This is a genomic window from Altererythrobacter chaiwopuensis (genome assembly GCF_054957755.1).
The window spans coordinates 38,281-59,558 of record NZ_JBTXJG010000002.1; the positions used below are offsets into that span (position 1 = coordinate 38,281).

At 59.3% G+C, this 21,278-nt stretch carries 18 protein-coding genes; 5 read left to right on the forward strand and 13 right to left on the reverse strand.

The features are described 5' to 3' along the window. Positions 1-39 precede the first annotated feature (39 nt). On the forward strand, positions 40-639 hold the full coding sequence (locus ACX2DJ_RS10800; protein ID WP_462572626.1) for a hypothetical protein: 600 nt from the start codon (positions 40-42) through the stop codon (positions 637-639). 580 nt (positions 640-1,219) lie between these two features. Here ACX2DJ_RS10800 and ACX2DJ_RS10805 read toward each other — a convergent pair. Genes ACX2DJ_RS10805 through ACX2DJ_RS10820 form a run of 4 tightly spaced genes read right to left on the reverse strand, consistent with a single transcriptional unit; the run spans position 1,220 to position 7,190 of the window. Further along, entirely contained in the window at positions 1,220-2,086 is an 867-nt protein-coding gene (locus ACX2DJ_RS10805; RefSeq protein ID WP_462572627.1) for a phosphodiesterase, read from the reverse strand. 1 nt (position 2,087) lies between these two features. Next, positions 2,088-3,848: a cytochrome c3 family protein gene (locus tag ACX2DJ_RS10810; RefSeq protein ID WP_462572628.1), complete on the reverse strand. Its 1,761-nt coding sequence runs from the start codon at positions 3,846-3,848 to the stop codon at positions 2,088-2,090. 7 nt (positions 3,849-3,855) lie between these two features. After that, positions 3,856-4,740, reverse strand: a complete 885-nt coding sequence (locus ACX2DJ_RS10815) for a hypothetical protein (protein ID WP_462572629.1) — start codon at positions 4,738-4,740, stop codon at positions 3,856-3,858. Continuing rightward, on the reverse strand, positions 4,740-7,190 hold the full coding sequence (locus ACX2DJ_RS10820; protein WP_462572630.1) for a cyclic nucleotide-binding domain-containing protein: 2,451 nt from the start codon (positions 7,188-7,190) through the stop codon (positions 4,740-4,742). The genes ACX2DJ_RS10815 and ACX2DJ_RS10820 overlap by 1 nt, the downstream gene beginning before the upstream one ends. A gap of 123 nt (positions 7,191-7,313) precedes the next feature. On the opposite strand from ACX2DJ_RS10820, the gene ACX2DJ_RS10825 reads away from it, so the two are divergent. Further along, the gene (locus ACX2DJ_RS10825; RefSeq protein WP_462572631.1) at positions 7,314-8,216 is read left to right on the forward strand and encodes a tetratricopeptide repeat protein; all 903 of its coding nucleotides are present in this window, start codon (positions 7,314-7,316) and stop codon (positions 8,214-8,216) included. An 11-nt stretch (positions 8,217-8,227) separates the two neighbouring features. On the opposite strand, the gene ACX2DJ_RS10830 is transcribed toward ACX2DJ_RS10825, so the two are convergent. The 4 genes from ACX2DJ_RS10830 to ACX2DJ_RS10845 all read right to left on the reverse strand — a co-directional run bounded on the left by ACX2DJ_RS10830 (position 8,228) and on the right by ACX2DJ_RS10845 (position 11,812). Further along, positions 8,228-8,761: a Pycsar system effector family protein gene (locus ACX2DJ_RS10830; RefSeq protein WP_462572632.1), complete on the reverse strand. Its 534-nt coding sequence runs from the start codon at positions 8,759-8,761 to the stop codon at positions 8,228-8,230. 5 nt (positions 8,762-8,766) lie between these two features. Then, complete coding sequence (gene gdhA, locus ACX2DJ_RS10835; RefSeq protein WP_462572633.1) at positions 8,767-10,122, reverse strand: NADP-specific glutamate dehydrogenase; 1,356 nt, start codon at positions 10,120-10,122, stop codon at positions 8,767-8,769. Positions 10,123-10,366: 244 nt separating this feature from the next. Continuing rightward, entirely contained in the window at positions 10,367-10,642 is a 276-nt protein-coding gene (locus tag ACX2DJ_RS10840) for a hypothetical protein (RefSeq protein WP_462572634.1), read from the reverse strand. A 60-nt stretch (positions 10,643-10,702) separates the two neighbouring features. Beyond that, positions 10,703-11,812: an NAD(P)/FAD-dependent oxidoreductase gene (locus tag ACX2DJ_RS10845; RefSeq protein WP_462572635.1), complete on the reverse strand. Its 1,110-nt coding sequence runs from the start codon at positions 11,810-11,812 to the stop codon at positions 10,703-10,705. A 193-nt stretch (positions 11,813-12,005) separates the two neighbouring features. On the opposite strand from ACX2DJ_RS10845, the gene ACX2DJ_RS10850 reads away from it, so the two are divergent. Both ACX2DJ_RS10850 and ACX2DJ_RS10855 read left to right on the forward strand, forming a co-directional pair. Continuing rightward, positions 12,006-13,076, forward strand: a complete 1,071-nt coding sequence (locus tag ACX2DJ_RS10850) for a GNAT family N-acetyltransferase (RefSeq protein ID WP_462572636.1) — start codon at positions 12,006-12,008, stop codon at positions 13,074-13,076. A gap of 1 nt (position 13,077) precedes the next feature. Further along, complete coding sequence (locus ACX2DJ_RS10855; protein ID WP_462572637.1) at positions 13,078-13,935, forward strand: proline dehydrogenase family protein; 858 nt, start codon at positions 13,078-13,080, stop codon at positions 13,933-13,935. 7 nt (positions 13,936-13,942) lie between these two features. Here ACX2DJ_RS10855 and ACX2DJ_RS10860 read toward each other — a convergent pair whose 3' ends face one another. The 4 genes from ACX2DJ_RS10860 to ACX2DJ_RS10875 all read right to left on the reverse strand — a co-directional run bounded on the left by ACX2DJ_RS10860 (position 13,943) and on the right by ACX2DJ_RS10875 (position 18,893). After that, positions 13,943-14,722 carry a glycoside hydrolase family 16 protein gene (locus ACX2DJ_RS10860; protein WP_462572638.1) on the reverse strand — a complete coding sequence of 260 codons (780 nt, stop codon included), beginning with the start codon at positions 14,720-14,722 and terminating at the stop codon, positions 13,943-13,945. Between the two features lie 93 nt (positions 14,723-14,815). After that, the gene (locus tag ACX2DJ_RS10865) at positions 14,816-15,949 is read right to left on the reverse strand and encodes an aspartyl/asparaginyl beta-hydroxylase domain-containing protein (protein ID WP_462572639.1); all 1,134 of its coding nucleotides are present in this window, start codon (positions 15,947-15,949) and stop codon (positions 14,816-14,818) included. A 2-nt stretch (positions 15,950-15,951) separates the two neighbouring features. Beyond that, positions 15,952-17,301, reverse strand: coding sequence for a glycosyltransferase family 4 protein (locus ACX2DJ_RS10870; RefSeq protein ID WP_462572640.1), 1,350 nt, complete (start codon positions 17,299-17,301; stop codon positions 15,952-15,954). Continuing rightward, positions 17,298-18,893, reverse strand: coding sequence for a glucosamine inositolphosphorylceramide transferase family protein (locus ACX2DJ_RS10875; RefSeq protein WP_462572642.1), 1,596 nt, complete (start codon positions 18,891-18,893; stop codon positions 17,298-17,300). The genes ACX2DJ_RS10870 and ACX2DJ_RS10875 overlap by 4 nt, the downstream gene beginning before the upstream one ends. A gap of 231 nt (positions 18,894-19,124) precedes the next feature. Here ACX2DJ_RS10875 and ACX2DJ_RS10880 point away from each other — a divergent pair, with 231 nt between their 5' ends. Further along, a complete protein-coding gene (locus ACX2DJ_RS10880; protein ID WP_462573074.1) occupies positions 19,125-19,988 on the forward strand; it encodes a glycosyltransferase family 2 protein in 864 nt (287 codons plus the stop codon). Here ACX2DJ_RS10880 and ACX2DJ_RS10885 read toward each other — a convergent pair. Further along, positions 19,959-21,203 carry a polysaccharide pyruvyl transferase family protein gene (locus tag ACX2DJ_RS10885; RefSeq protein ID WP_462572643.1) on the reverse strand — a complete coding sequence of 415 codons (1,245 nt, stop codon included), beginning with the start codon at positions 21,201-21,203 and terminating at the stop codon, positions 19,959-19,961. The genes ACX2DJ_RS10880 and ACX2DJ_RS10885 overlap by 30 nt on opposite strands. Positions 21,204-21,278: the final 75 nt, after the last annotated feature.

The following is a 21,278-nucleotide window of genomic DNA, read 5'->3' on the forward strand; positions in this document are numbered from 1 at the left end:
GGTTAAGCGGTGGGGCAGCGCCTTCTATTGGAGGGGAATATGGCAGTTCTTGTGGAAGCAATTTCGGTAATCGTTCGTCTGGACAGGCTGCTTGAAAGCTACCCTGGGGGATGGGAGCAGTTCAAGAAAATGGTCACAAACCAGACCTTGGTCGCGGACAATGAATTGGTGCGGGTCGGTTTCATGGTGCCCGGTGATGTGGAGGCGTTCATCAGCCAACTTGAAAGGAACGATCTTGTCTATTTGCGTGAAGGCCAGGCAATCGACATCGCAGTGGTGGACCAACAGCGGGGCTTTATGGCCCCGTGCAGTTGGGCCGAGTTCGGCGGGATCAACTGGGAAGGTGACTCCACGAAGGAAGTCGCTGCGTGCAGGCTGATAGGGAGCCGCCATTCGACTCTAATGACGCCGGAAGGATGGTCCTATGAAGAATCCCTTTCAGCGGCATTCGGCTTTGTGTCGGCTAATAAACGAGGTTCCATCGAGGTCGTAGAACGTGAAAATGGGCTTGAAGTCTTGCGGACACCGCTTTCAGACAAGCCCATGTATGTCGGCAGAACCAGCAATGCCGACAGCTTTCCGGATTCGGCAACTAAGCGTAAGCCCAGTTTTTTAAGCAGGTTTTGGGGTCGGAGTTGAATCCGCACCTAGAATTGCCCTGCCGGAATTCTGGTGAGATTTTGCACAGGATCAGGTGATGTCCCGCATTAATCACGATCGCCCACAATTACGAGTCTTGGATAACCTGCGGCGTGAGCTGCAAAAAGGCCAGCCTGAACACAACTCATCGTCAGTCGATTACTCTTGGCCGGATTACCTAAGGCCACTGGTTTCAAGAAAAAAATCTCTAGCTGCGCTATTAAATTTGCTGGAGGCCTTATCCGTTTGGCTTGATGAAGCAAGTCCATTGTCATTTTCTGAGCCTACTCCGCAAGTCCAACACGCTTGTCAGGCGTTCGCCGAAGTTCGTGTGCACCATAGCTATGATAATCGTTTTTCTGGTCGGGACTGGCTCGCGTCCTTGCTGGAGCACCCATCACCTGACGGAAGAGCAATTGGGGAATTTCTGTCATTCATAATGGACAATGCAAACTCAGTCATTCGGCGCTAATAATTCCGGGGACAGGAATTCAAGAGACACTAGACCCAATTCTCATTGCGCAGCCCGCCCTCCGGCTTGATCGTGCGCCGTCGATATAGCGTATCGATCTCGCTCGCTTCACCCCCGTTCGGCAAGGGATTGGCGCATCATCGGTTGCAGTTCCGGGCCATAGCTGGCCAGCGTCTGCCAGTCGCCCACGCTCTCATAATGCGTTACCAGCGATCCGCCGTGCCAGCGGTGCAGCGCATAGCCGGGCGGCTCGGTGGTGATGAGCGCGCGGCCATCGGGCACGGCGGCGTCAACCGGGCGCAGGTCGAGCGATACAGCGGGCGCGACCGACGGGGTCACACCCAGCGCAATGCCGCGAAAGCTTGTGTGGAGGGGGCGGTGCAGATGCCCGCAGTGGATGGCCCGGATCTGGCTGTGCCCTGCAATTGCTTCCCCGAAATTGACGATCCAGTCCTCGTCAGGGCGGGGATCCATCCAGTCTATCCCGGTCACGACCGGCGGGTGATGCATGAAAATCAGCGTCGGCGTGTGCTTATGCGCGTTCAGCTGATCGGCAAGCCACGCCGCGCGCCGATCACAGAACGACCCGCCGTGCCGCCCCGGCTCGAAGGTGTCGAGGCAGAGCACGCGCAGGCCCTTCTGCTGAACCGCATAGTGGATGAAACCCTCATCGCTCGGGCAGTCAGGGAAGGCGCGCAGCAACTCTTCGCGCGTATCGTGATTGCCAACCAGCGGATAGACCGGGAAGGGCACCGGCGCGACCATATCGGCCAGCCGAGCAAAGCTTTCGGCATCGCCGCGTTCGGTCAGGTCCCCGCTGAGCACAAGCATGTCGGGCGTGTTCGGCTGCGCGAGCAGCCGCGCCAGCGCGGTGCGGCAGCGTACCTGGTTGAGCTCGCCGGTTCCGGCTTCCCGGTCGAACCCGATATGGATGTCGGTCAGCTGCGCAATCAGAAGCTGCTCATCGCCCGCCATGCTAGCGCTCCCACCAGTTCAGCAGCGCAACTTCATCGCGGCGTTTGTCAGGATGGTCTTCCGGCATAGGCCCACCGGGCACGTGATAGGAATGGCACATCGCGCAGCTTGACGGAACTTCGGCTTTGACCGCGCCTTCGCCTTGGTGGCACTCGCGGCAGCTCTTGAGATCGGGCAGCAGGACGTCACTCGAAAGCCTGGAGGTGCCAGCTTCGTGGCAGGTGCTGCACTTTTCCTGGCGATGCGCCCCATGGTCAAACCCGCCGAGTACGAAGTAACGCTGGGGCAGGTTAACCGGCATCACGTCAGGCTGGCCGTTGGTAATGGCGGGCAAGTGGCATTCGCCGCAGACCCCGCCGGGTGCCAGCGCGCGGTCGATGCCCACCAGTGAACGCAGTGGAGAGCCGAAATTGGAGTAATAGACTCCCCCGCGGGCAAATTTGTCTGGCCGTGAGCGGCCGGTAACGATCGGGCGGCGCGGTGCGCGGTCCATCGCGCGCAGATCGGCCAGCATTTCCGCGACATCGCCGTGGCGCAATGTGCGGAACGTTCCGCCGACCTTGTCATAGACCAGGCTGTGGCAGCTCTCGCAGTTCTTTTCCATGTCGATCGGTTCGAAGCCGATCCTGTCGCTCGTAGAGGTATGACAATCCTTGCACGCCAGCGGCGCACCATAACCCTCCCTTGCGCCCAGCCGTATCGCCATGCGTGCAACCCCGCCTTGCGGGTCAAGGTGGAGCTCGTGCGGGAACTTGAGCCCGCTCTTTTCCTTGGGCTTGTCACCCAGCGAGATCCGCAGCGGTTTTTCCTGCCGCAGCTCGGTGAAGATTGCAGGCTTGAATTCGGGATGCCGCTTGCCGAAATCACTGGCATTTCCAAGCGAGGTATCGGCCAGCCGCGTATCGAGCGAAGCGTGGCAATCTGCACAGAACTGTTGGCTCGCCGGCTCCATGCGCGTGGGGCCTTCGTGTTCGGTGTGGCAGGTGGTGCAGGCACCCGGCCCTTCCTTGCCGAACATGCCTGCAACCGCCCATTGAAAGCTTTCGCTCAATCCGTGCGGAGCGCGCCCATCAGCCAGCCGGGGTGCGGCGGCGTGATCCCCGATCTCGGCATGACAGGTCAGGCAAGTGTCGTCGCGCACCGCCACGAAGGCATCCACGTGGCAGGCCTCGCAATTGTTCTCCAGGCTGTGGTGCGCCCGGCTAAGTGCGCCGGCGCTCCAGCTGGCGTCGAATACAACCTGGCCTGCGCGCTCGGCGTCCGGTTTGATCCGCTCGCGGGTCAGATGCGATACTGCCGGGATTGCCAGAAACGCCAGCAGGATGGCTGCCACAAGCGCCCATGATATTGCCCGCTTGCCGGGCAGGGTGGTTTCCAGTGCGAAGCCTCGCTTCGCGTCGGTCCGGCCTTCGCTGGAAGGGGCCTGCCTGATCGTTACCTCTACGGCGCGGTTGCCACTTTGCTGGGTGATCGCAAGGATCGCGGAGCCCAGCATGATTTCCGCCCCTTCGTGGGGATCGATCATTGCCGAGGTCACAGTGCGGCCGTCGATGGCGAATCCCAGCGTCCCCACCGCTTCGATCTTCAGCTGGCCGCTGGCTGCAGGCTCGATCCGCAAGTGCTTCTGTTCAACGGCAAGATCGGGCAGATGGATGTCGTTTTCGGCGGCGCGCCCGACCATGAGGCTGGCTTGATCGAGCTCCCGCTCTCGAACGATCTCGCGTCCGCTGGCGGTATGGTCGATGGTTCGGATCAGGAACATAACCCGCTCAACCCCAATAATAGAATACGCTGAACACGTGTGCGAACAATGCAGCCAGCAGCGCAATGGTCGCCGGGACATGCACGAACAGCCATACCTCGAGCAGCGCCTTCAGCCTTAGCTGCCGGCGGATCTGGGCAAGCTGCGCAGCGCGGCGGCCCAACAGCGCACGAACCCGGTCTTCCGGGCCGGAGGTGTCTGACAAGGCGCGATAGTCATCGGGAAAGCCCTCAATTGCGCGCTCCGTGGCACAGTTGGGATAGCGCCCTGTCAACCGTGTCCATGCACCCGCGCGGAACACGTCCTGCTCAAGTGCGGCGAGCACCAGATCGGCCTTGTCGCGGTCCAGCGGCTGGGCTGCCTGTTCCAGCTGGCGATCGATCGCGGCAAGTGCTTCGATCATTTGCCCGCGGGTCATTTCCTTGCGGTTGGCGCTCAGCTGGCTGGGCAGCGCAGTATAGACAACCACCCCATAGATGCCGGAGGCGATCACCAGCATCATCAGGCTCCAGGCCAGTGTGTGCACGTTCCAGCCCAGCTGGAAGCCGGTGTGCAGCGTTCCAATCACCACCAGTGACAGGCCGAGATAAACATGTGCGCTGGTCCACGCCTTCAGGCTCCAGTGGCCCTCGGTTATCTTGCGTTTGCGTATCCCCAGCAGCGACAGCCAGATTATCAGGCCAAGGCCGATCGTGCCCAGCGTGTAGCCATACCAGCTGCCGCCATTGGGCCGCGGCTGCTGGTCGACCAGCAAATAGCCCAGGAACAGCGCAAGGCTAAGCCCGGCCCCGATCTTGGCCCAACGCATCCGGCGATAGACCAGGAAACTCTCGTGATCGGACGAATGGCGGCTTTCGCGGAAATCGGCACGGTCTTTGGGAGTGCTGGCCATCAATCCGATTCCCCAATCCGCGCGACCGAAAGGAATTTCTCGGGCGCAACCCGGATCGCGGCGCCGGTCGGACATGCCCGGACGCATGCTGGGCCGCCCTCAATACCCGCGCACATGTCGCATTTGATCGCGACCTTCGGCGCATCGGACGAAAGCTTTTCCGCTTCCTTCTTCCGCCAGGTATATGGCGCTTCGCCTGGCCCCGGGCCCTTGCCGAACAGCAGCCACTGCACCAGCGACGGTTTCTCAGGCGGCTTTGCATCCATCCGGATCACGCCATAGGGGCAGTTTCGCTGGCAATTGCCGCAGCCGATGCAGGTTTCATCAATGAAGACTTCGCCGTCGGGGCCGCGCTTGATCGCGTCGGGCGGGCAATCGGCCATGCAATGCGGATGTTCGCAGTGACGGCAAGAAGTAGGCACGTGAAGGTGGGCGTATGTTTTGCCGGCTTCGCGGTCGAGCCGGGAAAGCCCGTCATGGCTGTCGGCACAGGCCTTTTCGCAATTGTCGCAGCCGATACACAGATTCTCGTCGATCAGCAGCACGTCGGTCGCTTCGCCGATGCCATTGTCGACCAGGAATTGCGCGGTTTCGGAGTACATGTCGACCGCGCTTGCGAAACTGTGTTTGCGGCTTTCGACAAAGGCGTTGATTTTGCGGCGGCTGGCCATGTCTGCCAGCGCGCGTTCGCGCAATCTGGGGTGGCGATCCAGCAGGGCCATGAAGCCCGCGCCTGGCAGGCGAATGACCTGTGACTTGATCGCTGCCTTCACGGTGGCAGAGCGTGGTTGCCCGTCGATCAAGGCCATCTCGCCGAAATAGGTGCCGGCTGGGAGATAGGAGAGGAACACCTGCCTGCCGCCGATCGCCTTTTCGACGATCATCGAGCCGCGCCTGAGGATGAAAACGTCCTTGTCTTCATCGCCTTCTGCGATCACGACCTCACCGGCTCTCAGTTCCACCACTTCCGCATTGTCGACGAGTTCGGCTACATCCTGCGCTGAAAGGCCGGATCCGAACATCTGGAGCAATTGCCGCTCGATCGAAATGCGGGTGACCGCACGGTTGGCAGCTGGAGAAGTGGCAAGCAGCCGCAGCGCGACCATGCGCGAAAATTCGATCGCCACCACCGGTTCGGCGGCGCGGATTGTCGCGCCGCGCCGGCGGCCCGAAATAAGGCCAACTTCGCCAAAAATGGAGCCTTGCTCGATTGCAACAGTCACGGAAGGGTCGAGCGGATTGGTTTCTACCGCCACCGATCCCTGGCAGATCGCGAACATCGACGAGCCTGGATCGTTGCGCGCGAAAATCACTTCTCCGGATGCGAAGGCATGAACCTTGCTGTCGAGCATCAGTTCGCGCAGCTGCAGCGGCGAAAGTTCCTGCAGGACGGTGATGTTATTGCCGAACAGGTCGAGCCATTCGTCGACGCTGTATTTTCCGGGGAGGCGGGCGAATTTCTCTGCCAGTATCGGCTCGTCGGCGGGCTTCAGATCGCGGTTGCCATTGAGGAACTCGATAACGTCATAGCCCTGGTTCATGCAGTGCTTGATCAGCGGATAGCCCGCCAGTGCGCCGATCACGTGGATGCCCTGCTTGGTGGTTTCGAAGCTGGGAGAAAGCCGGGGAAAGGCGCTGCGTTCCTCGCTGGTGAATTCGATCCCGCACGCTTCGACAAAGCCGCGTGGTGGCTGTGACCCGGTGCGAGCGATGATCCTGTCGCAACGGATCGTTTCCTGACCGTCGCGCGTTTCGAGCACCAATTCTCCAGGCCGGACCTCTGCCGGGCTGGTTTCGCGCCGGACAATCAGCCTGCCTTCCTGCTCAGCCTGCTCAAGCAGTTTGACATTGGCATCTTTCGCCCTGGCGAAGTCCGTGCCCCGATTGAGAATCGTCACGGTGTTGCGCTGGGCGTCGTCAGCAGCCAGGCCCAGGGCATTCTCGATCCCCGCATCGCCCGAACCGATTACCGTGATGTGCTCGTCGAAGTACTCGCCGGGATCGTCAAGCTGATACTGGATCTGCGGCAGATCGGCGCCGGGAATGCGCAAGCGATTGGGATTGCCTTGCGTGCCGATCGCCAGCACGATCGCTTGTGCATTGATCGCCTCACCGTTCTTCAGGGTAATGGTGAAGTTCCCGGGCTCTCCAGCAATGGCGGTCACTTCTGCATTGAGCTGCACGTTGACCTCGTGTTCGGCCAGCTGGCGACCCCAGATGTCCAGTATCGCCTCGCGCTTTCCCGCCGCGAAATCGAGATCGCTGCGGAGCACGAGATTGGCCGGCGTCGCCATCACGTGCTTGCCCTTCTGGTATTTGTAGATTGTATCGGAAATATGGTCAGTCTTTTCGAGCAGCACATGGCTCATGCCGAGCGCGGCAGCGCGCCCGGCAGCGCTCAGGCCGGCAGGTCCGGAACCGATGATCGCAACCCGGAACACCTCGGGCAAAACGTCTCCCCCTGATCCACCTTCGAACGCTCATCATAGGACAAAAGGTCGGCTGCACCAGTACGAATTGATGCCTGGCATCGGGGATGCTAACCGAGGATGATGAACAAGTACGCAACGGGTATGGGTGGTGCCGGGCTGCTCCGCGCAAGAGGCAGCCTGGTCATGCTGTTGGTTGCCATCGCCATGTTGGCTGGAGCGATCGCTTACCGCACCGGGGGCGCGGACCTGCCGCAATCGCAGTTGGATATGTCTGCCCCGTCGTCGATTGAAGAATTGAAGCGCGCGGCCGAGTCGTCCACGGATGATGCCAGGCCATGGCAAGCACTGGGCTTCGCTCATTTTCAGCGTAACGAGTTCGCCGAGGCGGCCAGCGCCTATGAAAGGGCGGTGGCCATCGACAGCGACGAGGCTGTGCTCTGGTCGGCGCTCGGCGAGGCGCGTGTAATGGCGAGCGAACGCGACCCTATGCCGCCCGAAGCGGCCGAGGCCTTTTCAAAGGCTCTTGCCCTGGATGCAAATGATCCGCGCTCACTCTACTTCGCTAACGTGAAGAAAGACCTTGACGGCGATCATGACGGGGCGATCGCCGGTTGGCTTGCGCTGCTGGCCCAGACTCCGGCGGGCGCACCCTGGGAGCGCGATCTCGTGCGAACCATCGAGCAGGTGGGGAAGTTGAACGAAATTGAAGTGCAACCCAGGATCGACATGGCCATGGCGGCACGGCCGGGTGCTATCGAGGCCACAGGCGCTGCACCGCGCGGGCCGACGCAGGCGGAGCTGGCGGCCGCCGGGTCAATCCCGCCGAGCGAGCAGCGCGCTATGGCCGAGGGAATGGTCGAACGGCTCGAGCAGCGATTGGACGCAAACCCCAAGGATGTCGCGGGCTGGGTCATGCTGATGCGGAGCCGGATGACGCTTGAGCAACCCGAGCGCGCGCGTGAGGCGCTGGCAGCGGCGTTGCGCACCAACCCGGAAGATGAAAACCGGCTGCGACGTGAGGCGCAGGCGCTGGGCGTGCGCTAGATCCCGGCAGATTAAAGCAGGCTTGAGATCACTCCGCGCTGTTCAATGAGAAAGCTTGCCAGCGTCAGGGTCAGGCCGAGCATGAAGACGCGATAGGACCAGCCGAGCAGTCGATATTTCCTGCGTCGGAGCACTTGCCCATTCTGGTAGATGTCCCGCAGCATCAGGCGGAACACGTCCTCGTCTGCGCCCAGTTCGTCGATCACCCTGTTTGCAAACTCCTCTTCATCCATGTGTGTGAAAACGCCGAAGAACAGGATGTTTGCGCGCGTATCGGCTACCGGTTTCGACCCTGCAGACGGGATTACCGCTGCAACCGCAAGGAAGGCCGCGATGAACGCAAAGCAACCCAGCAGGATGAGGGTTGGTGACGCAGCTCCGCTTCGCGCCTGGCCGACAGCCAGCGAAAACACCACGAATGATGCGCCCATCAGCAGGCTGGCCTTCTGATCGGCCATCTGGCTCAGCGCTAGGTTGGATATGGTGGCGGTTCGAACGAGATGGATCGCTTGCGCCGAGAAGCGCCGTTCACTGCTGTCACTCATCTTGCCTACACCACTCCAAAGGCCAGCATCGCATCGGCTACCTTCTTGAACCCTGCGATATTTGCGCCTTTTACGTAGTCGACATAGTCAATGCTCTGGCGGCCATGTGTGAGGCAGCGCGAATGGATGCCCTCCATGATTTCCTTGAGCATGATCTGCAGCTCTTCTTCGCTCCACGAGCGACGCAGCGAATTTTGGCTCATTTCAAGGCCGGAAACAGCGACACCTCCGGCATTGGCGGCTTTGCCCGGGGCATAGAGGATCCTGGCATGCTTGAAGACATGCACCCCTTCAAGATCGGTGGGCATGTTTGCCCCCTCCGATACTGCCATGCAGCCGTTCTTCACGAGCGTGCGGGCGTCATCTCCCAGCAGTTCATTCTGCGTTGCGCAGGGAAGTGCGACGTCACAGCTTACATTCCACGGGGTCATGCGGGCATGAAACTGGGCATTCGGGAAGGCCTCGACATATTCCTCGATCCGCCCGCGTCGATGGGTCTTGTGGGTCTTCACCCAGGCTATCTTCTCCAAATCGATCCCGTCGGGATCGTAAATGAAGCCGCCGGAATCAGACAAGGTCAGAACCTTTCCGCCGAGATGGACAATTTTCTCCGCAGCATGGGTCGCCACATTGCCCGAACCTGAAATGACTGCGGTCTTCCCCTCGATGCTCATGTCCCTGGTCGCGAGCATATTCTGGAGGAAATAGACCGCGCCATATCCGGTCGCCTCCGGCCTGATAAGCGAACCGCCATACTCCAGTCCCTTTCCGGTCAGTACTCCGGTGAACTGGTTGGTGATCCGCTTGTATTGGCCAAACATGTAACCGATTTCACGGCCGCCAACCCCGATATCACCTGCCGGTACGTCGATATCGGCGCCGATGTGGCGATAGAGCTCGGTCATGAAGCTTTGGCAGAAACGCATGATCTCGCGTTCGCTCTTGCCCTTGGGGTTGAAGTTTGAGCCTCCCTTGCCGCCCCCCATGGGCAGGCCGGTAAGCGCATTCTTAAACGTCTGCTCGAAGGCGAGAAACTTGAGCACGCTCTCGTTCACACTGGTGTGGAAGCGGATACCGCCTTTGTAGGGTCCGATTGCGTTGTTGTTCTGGACCCGCCAGCCACGCTGTACGCGAATGCAGCCATTGTCATCTTCCCAGCACACCCGAAAGCTGATGACGCGGTCGGGCTCGGCCATGCGCCTCAGGATCTGCTCGCTGTGATATGCTTCCTTGTCGGCGATGAAGTCGAAAATGTCTTCCGCCACTTCCTGCACTGCCTGGACAAATTCGGGCTGATGTGGATTGCGACGTTTGACGCCCTCCATAAACCCGGCAAAGTCAACGTGATCTGACACGGCCATATGCTCTCCCCCTCAAGGTTGTATCGCGTAGAACGCGAATGCGCGACCGGCTTGCCAAGCGAATCCTGCGATCCAGCAGGTAGGGCAAGGCAAAAACCAGCCTACGACTTTGGGGGCTCGCAGGAAAGATGCTGTTGTTCTAATGCCCAACGATACGTCGGTCCGGCCGGAGATACGCGCCTTATGCCCGGAATGCCTCGGGATTGTCGGGGTGAGAGAATACCAGCCTGACCCTAGTCCGGCTTCACAGAAGCCACGGATGAATACCCTCCATGATCCACTTGACAGTGACGATTGCAACGGTCGCCGCCGTACAATTCAACAGGAGCGCAGCGAAATCTCGCCGTGCACCCATGGCCGGCCGGATGACAAATTCCAGAACGATGGCAAGCAGGCAGAAGAGCGCGATAATGTAGCGGGTTTCGATCAGGTACCGCGACGCATAACGCGCCGCTCCTCCCGCTGCTGCAAAGGTCAGCGCCCAGAGGATCGACGACAGGATCCGATTGTATTGTGTCATGATTTGGTACCTGGAGTATCTTGCCGGTCTGGATCGGCTGATGAAACTGACAACAGCACTCTAGCCTGAGCGGCGCACCAGATCTGCAACGTAATCGGCAATTGCGGGGCTTGCGGTCAGCCCCGGAGATTCGATCCCGAACAGGTTTACGACGCCGCGCCCGCCATGAACCTGTGCCCCATCGATCCGGAAGTCTGCGGCTGGCTGTCCGGCCCCGACGATTTTGGGCCTTATCCCGGTATAGTCAGGAGCCAGCCGATCCACCGGCAGCTCTGGCAAATAGGTCCTTATCGCAGAAAGGAAGTCTGCGAAGCGGCTATCATCGAAAGAATAGTCGATCTTGTCGATCCATCGTACATCGGGCCCGAACTTGGCCTGTCCGCCCAGATCGACGGTCAGGTGAATACCCAGGCCGCCGGGTTCGGGCAGGGGATAGACCGGACGCTGGCAGGGACTGCGCCCGCCAAGCCGATAGTAGTGTCCGATGGCATAGTGGGCCTGCGGTACACTGTTTTCCTTCAGGCCTCTGATGGACCGGGCGACCGCTGGCGCCATCAGACCGGCGCAATTTATGAGATGGCGCGCACTCAACCGGGTGGGATCCTTGCCGCCTGTTTCAACGAAGATCCCGCCATCGCTGACGGCGCAGCCCGAAACTGGTGTTTGCAGCGCGATCATACCGCCATGCGCTTCCAGCTCGCCTGCCAATGCCAGCATGTATGCATGGCTGTCGATGATACCCGTAGAGGGGGAGAGTAGCGCGGAATGACAGGCAACCGCAGGCTCCAGCCTGTGCGTTTCGGCCTGTGTCAGCAATTCGAGGTCCATGACATCATTGGCGATGGCGTTGCGCCGAATTGCTTCGAGCTTCACGGCCTGTTCCTGCGAGCAGGCGACGATCAGCTTTCCCGTGTTTCGCAATGGAATGCCGCGATCCTTGGCATAGGCGTAGAGCTGCTGCTTGCCGCGCCGGCAAAATTCGGCCTTCAGGCTTCCCGGTTCATAATAGATTCCGGCATGGATGACTTCCGAGTTGCGACTGCTCGTATGCGTACCAATCGCATTTTCGGCTTCAAGGACGAGTACTTCACGTCCTGAGCGAGCGATCGCAGCTGCGCAGGCAAGGCCGACGACGCCCGCACCAACCACGATGCATTCGACATTTTCCATGTTGGCCCCGCTTTCGCAACACGCGTCCTGCCGTGTCCCGCCCGGCCTATATCCAGTCCCGCGCGCGCGCAGGCAAGTGGCGACCGGGTCGCTAGGCCGTATTAGCCCTGCCAGGCATGGGGAACTGCCCCAAGGCGGTACGACATAAGAGCGTTTCACGCCAACTTCACACTTGAGCTAAACGGTCAGTGTGATGATTGCCGCCACTATTCCCCTCTCCGAAATCGATCGGGAGGTATGGGACGCAATACCTGCACGGCCGCGCACGCCGATGCGGCAGTATATATGGGCGTCCGCCTACCAGGATACGCTGGCGAACGGAGACGTTCGGACTTTTGTCATCGGTCCGCAGTCGAAACCGCTTGCTGTCGCTCCATTTGCCCAGCCGGCGAATGGTCCGCGCCGGCAGGTTCTCCTGGGTGCGGAAGATATCTGGGAATCTGTCGAGGTCGCTGCGCAGGATGAGCAGACGCTGCGAGACCTTGCGGAAACCATCGCGATCAGCGGCCTCCCGCTACGGTTCGGGCATCACCCGATCGACACACCGTTTCATGAATACCTGGTACAGGCCTACCGCGGCAAAGGGTGGGTAGTCATGGCCCGGCAGCCGATGGGCGCCATGCCGAAGATTGATCTCGATCATTCATGGACTGAGCCAGAGAATCATTTCAGCAATCGGCGGCGATCGGATTTCCGCCGAATGGCGCGAAAGGCCCAGTCATCTGGCGAAGTAACATTCGAGATTGTCGAGCCCAGTCCTGAGACGCTTGAGGCGCTGATGGACGAGGCATTCGATATCGAGGCGCGAAGCTGGAAGGGCCGTTCGGGTACCGCAATAAAGCAGGACCAAAGGACTGAGGCATTCTACCGTGCCTATGCCAGAAGCGCGATGGAGGCAGGCATTTTGCGATTGTGCTTCATGCGCATCGACGGTGTGGCGGCTGCCATGCAATTTGCGGTCGAGTGCGAAAACCGCTTCTGGTTGATCAAGGTCGGCTATGACGAGGCCTACAAGCACGTTTCGCCCGGCAACCTCCTCATGCGGGAGACCATCAAATATGCGGCGGAAAGCGGGCTGGAAGGTTATGAGTTTCTGGGCAAGGAAGCCGAGTGGACCAAGCTTTGGGCCTCGCACGCTCGCCCGATCGCCACGATCCGGACTTACCCCTACAATTTGCAAGGTGTCAGCGCCTTTCTCTCTGATGCTATCGGCTTGGCCGCCAAACGGATTGCAGCGCGTCTGAGAAAAAGAAACGGAGGCTGAGTTGCGAAACATAATCAAGCCCATAGTGATGCCGATCGTGAAGCGCGCGACGCGTACCTATGTTGCAGGCGATGACCTTGGTGAAGCATTGAGCCTGGCAGGCCGCGTCCGCGAGGCCGGCTTTTCCTGCACGCTATGTTACTGGAACGATGGCACCGAAGAGCCAGCGAAAGTAGCGAACGAATATCTCCAGATCCTGTCACAAGGATCTGAGCGAGGCCTCGACCTGGCGCTGGCCGCAAAACTTCCCGCGCTTTGGGAGCGGCAGGAGGAAGTGGACAAGGTCGTCAAAAGGGCGCGCGAGCTCGGCTTTCCGGTGATCTTCGATTCCCATGACCCCCATAAGTCGGATGACATCGTCGCGGCGCTTGAGAAAACCGGCCCTGAGGGCATGGGATGGGCCATTCCGGGGCGCTGGCATCGCAGCCTGGAAGATGCCGAACGGGCGATCGAGCTTGGCGTGAGAGTGCGGGTCGTAAAGGGGCAATGGGCTGACCCGACCGATCCGGACATCGACCTGCGAGAGGGATATTTGCAAGTGATCAAACGCCTGGCCGGGCGCGCTTCGTTCGTTGGTGTCGCAACACATGATGCGCCGCTTGCCCGTAAGGCGATGGAAATCCTTGCCGAGGCTGGCACGCCGTTCGAACAGGAATTTGTTTTCCCTTTGCCAATTGCGCCCGCGATGGAGGAGGGGAAACGGTTCGGTGCGGCGGCACGGGTTTACCTGCCATATGGATCGGCGTGGCTGCCCTATTCGCTTTCGCGTGCAGCCGCCAATCCGATCATGCTTTACTGGTTGGCACGCGACACAATCCTGGGGCGCAAATTCAACGTGCCGCAACGCGAAGCTGTCTAAGCCATAATTAGAAACCGATCGGCTTGCGCTGGAAGGCTCGTACATAATCGACTTCCATCAGCACTGAATCCGGAGTGGTCTCGTCCATCTGGCTGGTATCGGCGGCAAAGGAGACGAGCATGTACATCGGTTGCTTCATTTCTTCGAGCGTCGGCGTCCGCCAGATCGCCTGGCGATTGAAATAAAACACGATTTCTTCCTCGCTGACTTCAACGCCGAAGGTGTTGAATTGCTTGTTCAGCATTTCGGCGGCGACACTGTGATGCGTGGAAAAGGTCTGCCTGGCTTCGCCTTCGACGCGCGGATGCTTGTGTATCCCCAGGCTGAGCCTGTCGGGATCATGCGTCAGATATTCGAAAACATCGATTTCGGCAGTCCCCTGCCGCTTGTCGACGCCGATCAGCCAGAACGAGGGCCAGAATCCGGGCGCCTCCGGCAAGCGGGCCCTGACTTCGAAATATCCATATTTCTGGGCGAAGCCGCTGTTACAGGCATCCCAGGATGACAACATGCCCGAGGCCCAGCTGCCATCAGCCAGTTTCTTCGCTTCGATCCGCAGGATGCCGTCCCGTGTTTCGAACGGGAAATCGCGCTGCGGCGCCATGAACCGGGCGGAGCCGAAATCCCCCGCCCAGGGCGTATGCGCAATCCACCTGGAAAGGCACCCCCATTCGGAGACATCGAGGCTATCGAATTCCTCCCTGAATGATGGTTCGAAATCAGAGAGCTCCAATTCACTGGGTGCGGCTGTTTCAGCGGCCCCTCCACAGCTGAACAGGCTCAGCATGGCCAGTGATGAGCAAATCTGAAGCGCTAAACCATGGGGCCATTGTGACATCTCGGCTAATCCTCCATTCCGCTCAGCCATGTTTCTCCGAACCTAGAGGCGTGACGCAGCGATCCAGGCAGCTTCCTCGGGTGTGAGTTCAGGATGCAGGAAGTCCACCAGCAACACCACGCGGACTTCGTCGGAATTATTCTGCGCCTGGTGATGATAGGATGAATCGAAGATCATTGCCTCGCCCTTGCGCCATTCGCGGCGCAGCCCCCCAACTTCGATGAAGCCGTTGCCCGGCGCGATGAGCGGCAAATGCATGGTCAGAAAGACGTTTGACACATCCCGGTGCGGCTGGATGACTCCGCCCCCATCCAGGATCGAGAACATCGCATCGCGGAACGAGGGATAGTGCGGGATCGTCTTCAACAATGCAGTTGTCTTGGGACACATCGCTTCACATTCCGGGATTTCGCGGTGCCTGGTCACGAACTGGAAGCTTTTCCAGAAGTCACCTTCAAGGCCGGCGTATTTGTAGGCGTGAATTTCATCCCTGTGCCGCTTGCTAACAGCCTCAAATTCCCCGGTAATTTCGTCAATAGAATCCTCGAATGCCTTGACCCACGGAAAATCCTTCACATCATGCCATGGCCGTGATGTCAGACCGGCGAATGTGAAGCCTTGGGGGCTGGGCCTGACGGTCGTGTCGCTATTGCCAGCTTCGCTATTGATTGAAACACGCACTCTCTCAAGCGCTTCTCCTGCTCGATCGTTCGCAGCCATAAGCTCGAGGCTTCGCCGGTAAGCTCTCAAGCGCCGGACGGCCGAAATCATCAGCAGAAAGGAAATTGCGAGAGGTGCGCCAATCGCGACGGCGGTAAGCACGATCTCAATGGCTCTGGCCAGGTAGGTATCATTTGCGAGCAGCAGAAACATTGCCGAGGCCAGCATTGCAAGCGCGCCAAGGACAAGGGCGGGCTGCAACAAACGCTCGATGTGCAGCTTTACGCTTGTCCCCCAGAACAGTTCGACACCATTGGTGCCGATGGGCCAAGCGTATCTCAGCACCAGCAGAGAGCTGGCAGTAAACACCAGCGCAAACGCACCGGCAGCAGCCAGGTCCGACCGGGCGGAGTGATGGATTGCGACGTACGCGAGGTAGGCTGCGCATGCCAAGAGCAGGCCCGCTTGTGCGACGAGGAAGGCGAATAACCGTTTGAATCCTGCCAAACCGTCCATGATCAACCTCTTCCGTCTCTGTTATTCATTCCCACAAGCCTGCCCATGATCTGACGGTTAGCCGCAGCCATGCTGCTGGCCGAAGAATCGGCAATTCCGGCATGTGCAGAACTCTGGTCCAGGCCCTTCGATCTGGCAGTGCGAAGCAGCTCATCATAAAGCGCCAGCAATTCGTCCCGCCACCCTTCATGCGTACATGAAAGGGCCATGGTGCAATCGAACGCCTTGTGACTGGCGCTCTCCACCGCTTCGTCATCGTCAAGCTTTTGAACGGCCTTTGCAAGGGAACCGGCTTGTCGATCAGCGGCCAGGAAAGCGCACCCCATCTCGGCAGCCTCACGCGCAACAAAAGAATCCGCGAACGCTACAAGCGGAACACCGCATTGAAGCGCCTCGAGGGCAACCAGCCCAAATGGCTCGGGAAGCCTGCTGGGCATGATCAAGCCCCGCGCGGATTTGACAAGTTCGGCTATCTGCGCGTGAGAGCACCAGCCCTCCCAGGCGATATCGGGGAATTTTTTCGCTAGGCGTGGGCGGTCTGAACCATCTCCGATAATTCTTAGCTGGCGGCCTGCCAGGAGAGCGGCTTCTGCCGCCAATTCAACGCCTTTTTCCTGCTCGACCCGGCCGATGAAAAACAGGTCGGAATTTTGTTCCGCCTTAACCCTGGTTGTCCGAAAGGGCTTCACCGGATTGCGTACTACCCGGATACGGTCTTCGGCGATGCCGGCTTTTTGCAACCACTCGCTCATGAATGGATGAATGGCAGCGACAAGGGCATCAGTTGTACCAAGGTCGAGTAGGTGCCTTTTCACTGCCATGCGCGCCAGACGGAAAGTCTTCTGCGATATGCTCCGCTTGTCGCAATTGGTGCTCATGCACGCGAGACTCATGGGCTGGAGACTGCAAACGCTTTCCTGGCGAAAATTGAAGAAAGTCCCATTGGGGCATGCGTGGAAGAAGTCATGGGCGTGGATGACAAGGCGGTCCTCAACGCTCGCGAGCGCGTAAAGCACTGATGGTGACAGAATTTGTGCCCAGCCATGCAAGTGATAGACAGCATTGGGGCTGTCGAACTTGCGGACCACCTGTCTTGTAAAGTCATACGCCGCTTTGTTGAACAGTCCTTTCTCAATGCGCTCCAGAAACGGCAGCGAGAGCAATGGGCTGCCCCCGAGCGCGACAATTTCCACATTGGCGGGCAGATCGTGTGCCTCGCCCGAATCCCCGGTTACATAGACAACTTCGTATCCGCTTTCCGCGAACAGGCGGGCGGAAAGCAGGGCCAGCGAAGTGGCGCCTCCGACCGGTTTCGAAGCATCGTTGATAATGATGATCGGGTCGGGGATCATGAAGCGCTGAGCGCAATAGGGCGCGCCCCCAAGAACCTGGACCCGTAGGCACGTCTCACGTCCATGATGAAGAGATCATCACAGCTGTCGATGTGATGGCACCCTGTAGTCGCCTGGGCCCGATCCGGTTCGATCCTCCTGACCTCCCTTTCGGAATAGGCATCCATCGAAAGCTCGGTGATTTCCATGAACTTCAATCCGTAACCGTACAGGCCGTGGCTGGTGATCTGTGCGGGGCGGATCAGGCGGCCATCCCTGACAAATGGGCGCCCAGCGTTGCGCGCGCTTGTCGTATCAAGGACTACCGGGTTCATGGGGTGCGGCTCGACATGCTGCAACTCGGGCCCGTCGACGCGAAAGACGTGCAACTCCATACAATGGTCGAGAATGTTCCCCGAACACAGGTTGGTGAACATCCACCACTGCTTGTCCCATTCGATCAGGGTGGTGTCGGCCGGAGATGTTCCCTCAAGAGCTGTTGCATGGGGTGTCCATTTGCCCGGAAAGTCCGTGCAGCGCCAAATCTCGACGCGATTCCGTTCATGAGTTTCGGGGATCAGGAAAGTTTCGCCACCGGCATCGAACACGTAGGGGTAAGAAAGGTGAACGTCGCCAAGCTCGATCCCGATCACGTCCCTGATCGAGCTCCCATCCAGGCGGCCGACACAAATCTTGGCCGCATGACCATTCCCGTTCCAGGCTTCAAAGAACACCCAGCTTTCGCCGCATTTGCGGAAAAGAAAGGGGTCCGCCCGAAATTCGCCGTCCGGTTGCGGCAGTTCCCGCAAGTTGTCCAGGCTTGAACTCAGAACGTCACCCTCGCCAATAACCAGCGACCAGTTATCTGGTTGCCCTCCCAAGCGCGCGAGAGCGAGTTTGGCGATCCGATTGCCAGTCCGGCCAATCAGTCTGGCGCCATAGCGCAGCACTTCGCGCCAGCCGAACTCGGGGAATGGCGCGGGGGGCATTGAGGTGGCGTGGCCGGCAGAGCTGGCCTCATCGCCTCTCTGCCGCAATTTCCCGAGCATTTCCCGTTCGACCAGCGCGGGCAACATGTCTTTGGCATATTGCGCATTGAGGGTTGCACTGAATTTCGTGTTGGTCGTGCAGGTGGCGATGACTTCCCTCGAGCCGTCGTGCATCCGGCGCAAAATCGCACTTTGCGTAATCGGGATGGCTTCCAGGCTCTCATGAAAACCGAATAATTCGGGCAGCCCCGAAGCGTCGGCGTAGAAGTGATACTCCCAGAACTCCTTGCCGCAGTTGGGCAGGCAATCCGCATGTGCGCCAGGCAGGTGGGAAAGCACCACGTCCAGCCCGGCTTCAGCCATGGCTTCATCATGCGCGGGCCTGCTGGGGATATTGCCGAGTTTTCCACCCGATAGGCGCGCGTATGGTTTCCCAGCCCGCAAGAACAGCGCCCTCTCTATTTTGGACAGGGCCTGAAGAATTACAGAGGGCTTGCGCTTGCGGGCAAAAGGCTGGTCGGTGAGGAATGCCTCGAGCGATATCACGGGATGCCGGTTCAGGCGTTCAAACAGCGAGAGTTCCCATGGCTCGAAGTCCTGACCAGGATAGATCAGGATTCCCACGCGTAACGGCGGCGCCAATGACTCGCTCTTGGACATAGTGGTTACTTCATACCGCTACATCGCCCTCCCGGCATGGAATATTAAGTGGTACGAATGTTGGTTAGGGCTGCAATCCGGGGAACCTGCCGATATAGCCGCTGCACAGGCGGAGGTGGCCGAAGGCTATGGGTTTCGGCCTGTCACTACTGGCTGCCAGCGGGATGACCGGAGACATCATAAGTGCGAATTGCGGTGATCGTTGCCACGTTGGGAAGGCGCCAGGCGTCTGAAGATCTGGTCAATGATCTTTGCGCTCAGACGCGGTTGCCGGATCGGGTCATATTTGCAGTTACGACAGCTGAGGATGCTCCGATGCCCAACGCAAGATTGGGCAATGAGACTTTGCTGTGTGAGCGCAAGGGAAGTTGCGTGCAAAGAAACTGCGCGATCGATCACGTTGTTTCAGATTGCGATATCATTGTATTTTTCGATGACGATTTCATTCCGGAGGCAACATATCTGGAGCGGCTGGAGGATGCCTTCGCAGCCGATGATGACATTGCCGGTCTGACAGGCCTGGTGGTGGCCGACGGTGTGAACGGAGCAGGGCTGGAGCGCGAAGAGGCGCTTGCAGCGATCCGCCGCCAGACCGAGCATTTTCCGAAGGGGAGCGAGCGCGAGACACAGCTTTTCGGCCTATACGGCTGCAACATGGCTGTCCGCACAAAGGCACTTGGCAGCCGGCGGTTTGACGAGAAGATGCCTCTCTACGGTTGGCTTGAGGATCTCGATCTTACAAACCAGTTGCTACAGGAAGGCCGCCTTCTCAGGCTGGACCGGTTGGTTGGCGCACACCGGGGTATCAAGGCAGCTCGAACGTCTGGCGTTCGCCTCGGCTATTCGCAGATAGCCAATGCCGTCTATCTCATTCGGAAGGGCACTGCCCCCAGGCGGCCGATGTACGAGAACATCATAAAATATCTGGCGGTGAACCTGATACGATCCGTCCGGCCCGAACCCTTCATTGACCGCCGTGGCCGGCTCAAGGGCAATCTGGTGGGCCTTCTCGATATCTTGCGGGGCCAGTCACGCCCGGACCGAATTCTGGAACTCTGACCGGCTGCGGTTGCCGCGCGCAGAAATGGCTGAATCAAGTTCACGGGCGCAAGCCTCGATCGCTTGCCTCGTCTTCATGATCACTTCGGCATGTACATCGCTGTCAATCCCTTCACGAAGCGATGCCTCAATCAAATCGGCAACCTGACCTGGTTCGGACTGTGTGTGGTTGGCCAAATATTGCCGCCTTCCAACACTATCGAAAAAGGCTTCCATTTTCGGATCCCACGCCATGCCAACATGCGGGATCCGGAAAGCATAGGCGAGGATGTTGGCATGCAGCCTGTGCGCAACGATGGCGTCAAAAGACCTGACCGTTTCTGCCAGGTCGCTCGGAACGAGCGGGCGCGGCATCCTTTTTACCCTTGGGTCATCGACAGCGTCGAGAACGATTTCCAGAAAGGCTTCGCCGTCCTGCGGCCCGTTTGTGAACAGCGTAACGCCAAGCCCGCGCGAGAGCAGTTCCTTTGCAAGCGCGCACCAGAAATCCCGCGCGGTGTTGAATGAAAAGTCGTCGTCATCCCTGGAGTGACGATCAAGCGTTCTAGGATTGGCGATGCCAATGCCAACTTCAGGAATGCCAGTGCTCCTGGGCGACGGTTTGGCCGTATAGACATCCGCTGCCAGAAGCCCGGGATCTGAACAGAGGTTGGCCTTGGCCAAACCGGATCGCCCGAAGTGGCGATTCCAGTTGTATCGCGACACGCTGTCCCGGACAGCCACATGTTCCAGGCCAAAACGGGAAAAGGCCTTCAAGAAAAGGCGCCGCGCGGGTTTCGACAGGTGCTCTGAAACGCCAACGCCAAAGACAGCCAGCAGCGCATTGACACGCCGGGCTTCGCCCAGTGCCGTATACAGCTTGAGTGGGAAATTGAGATCCGTGTCGGCGAGCAACTGCCCTCCGCCAACTATCACGCCGCTCACTCCCGACAGCTGCCGTCGCCAGATTTTCCGGTACCTTAACTGGATGAGGGCGATCAGGGCCGTAACGGTCCCCATGCTCCGCAATAGCGGCGGCAGGGCATCAAGGAACTTCAGAACATGGCCGCGCCCTGCATCCAAACCGCTGCCAAAGCTTTCCCTTCCGGCAAGATCGATCGAATGGACCTGCCAATCCGGCTGGACGCGGGCAAGCTCGCACTCAAGGCATTCGGCAATGACACCATCGCCCAAATTCGGGCTGAATTTGACGTTGAGAAGGGCAATTCGTTTCATGACAGCAGCCGCTCGGATCCAGTTTGCGGTCTCGCTATCAGAGTTCCGGACCGAAGGCGATCCAGTGTAAAAGGG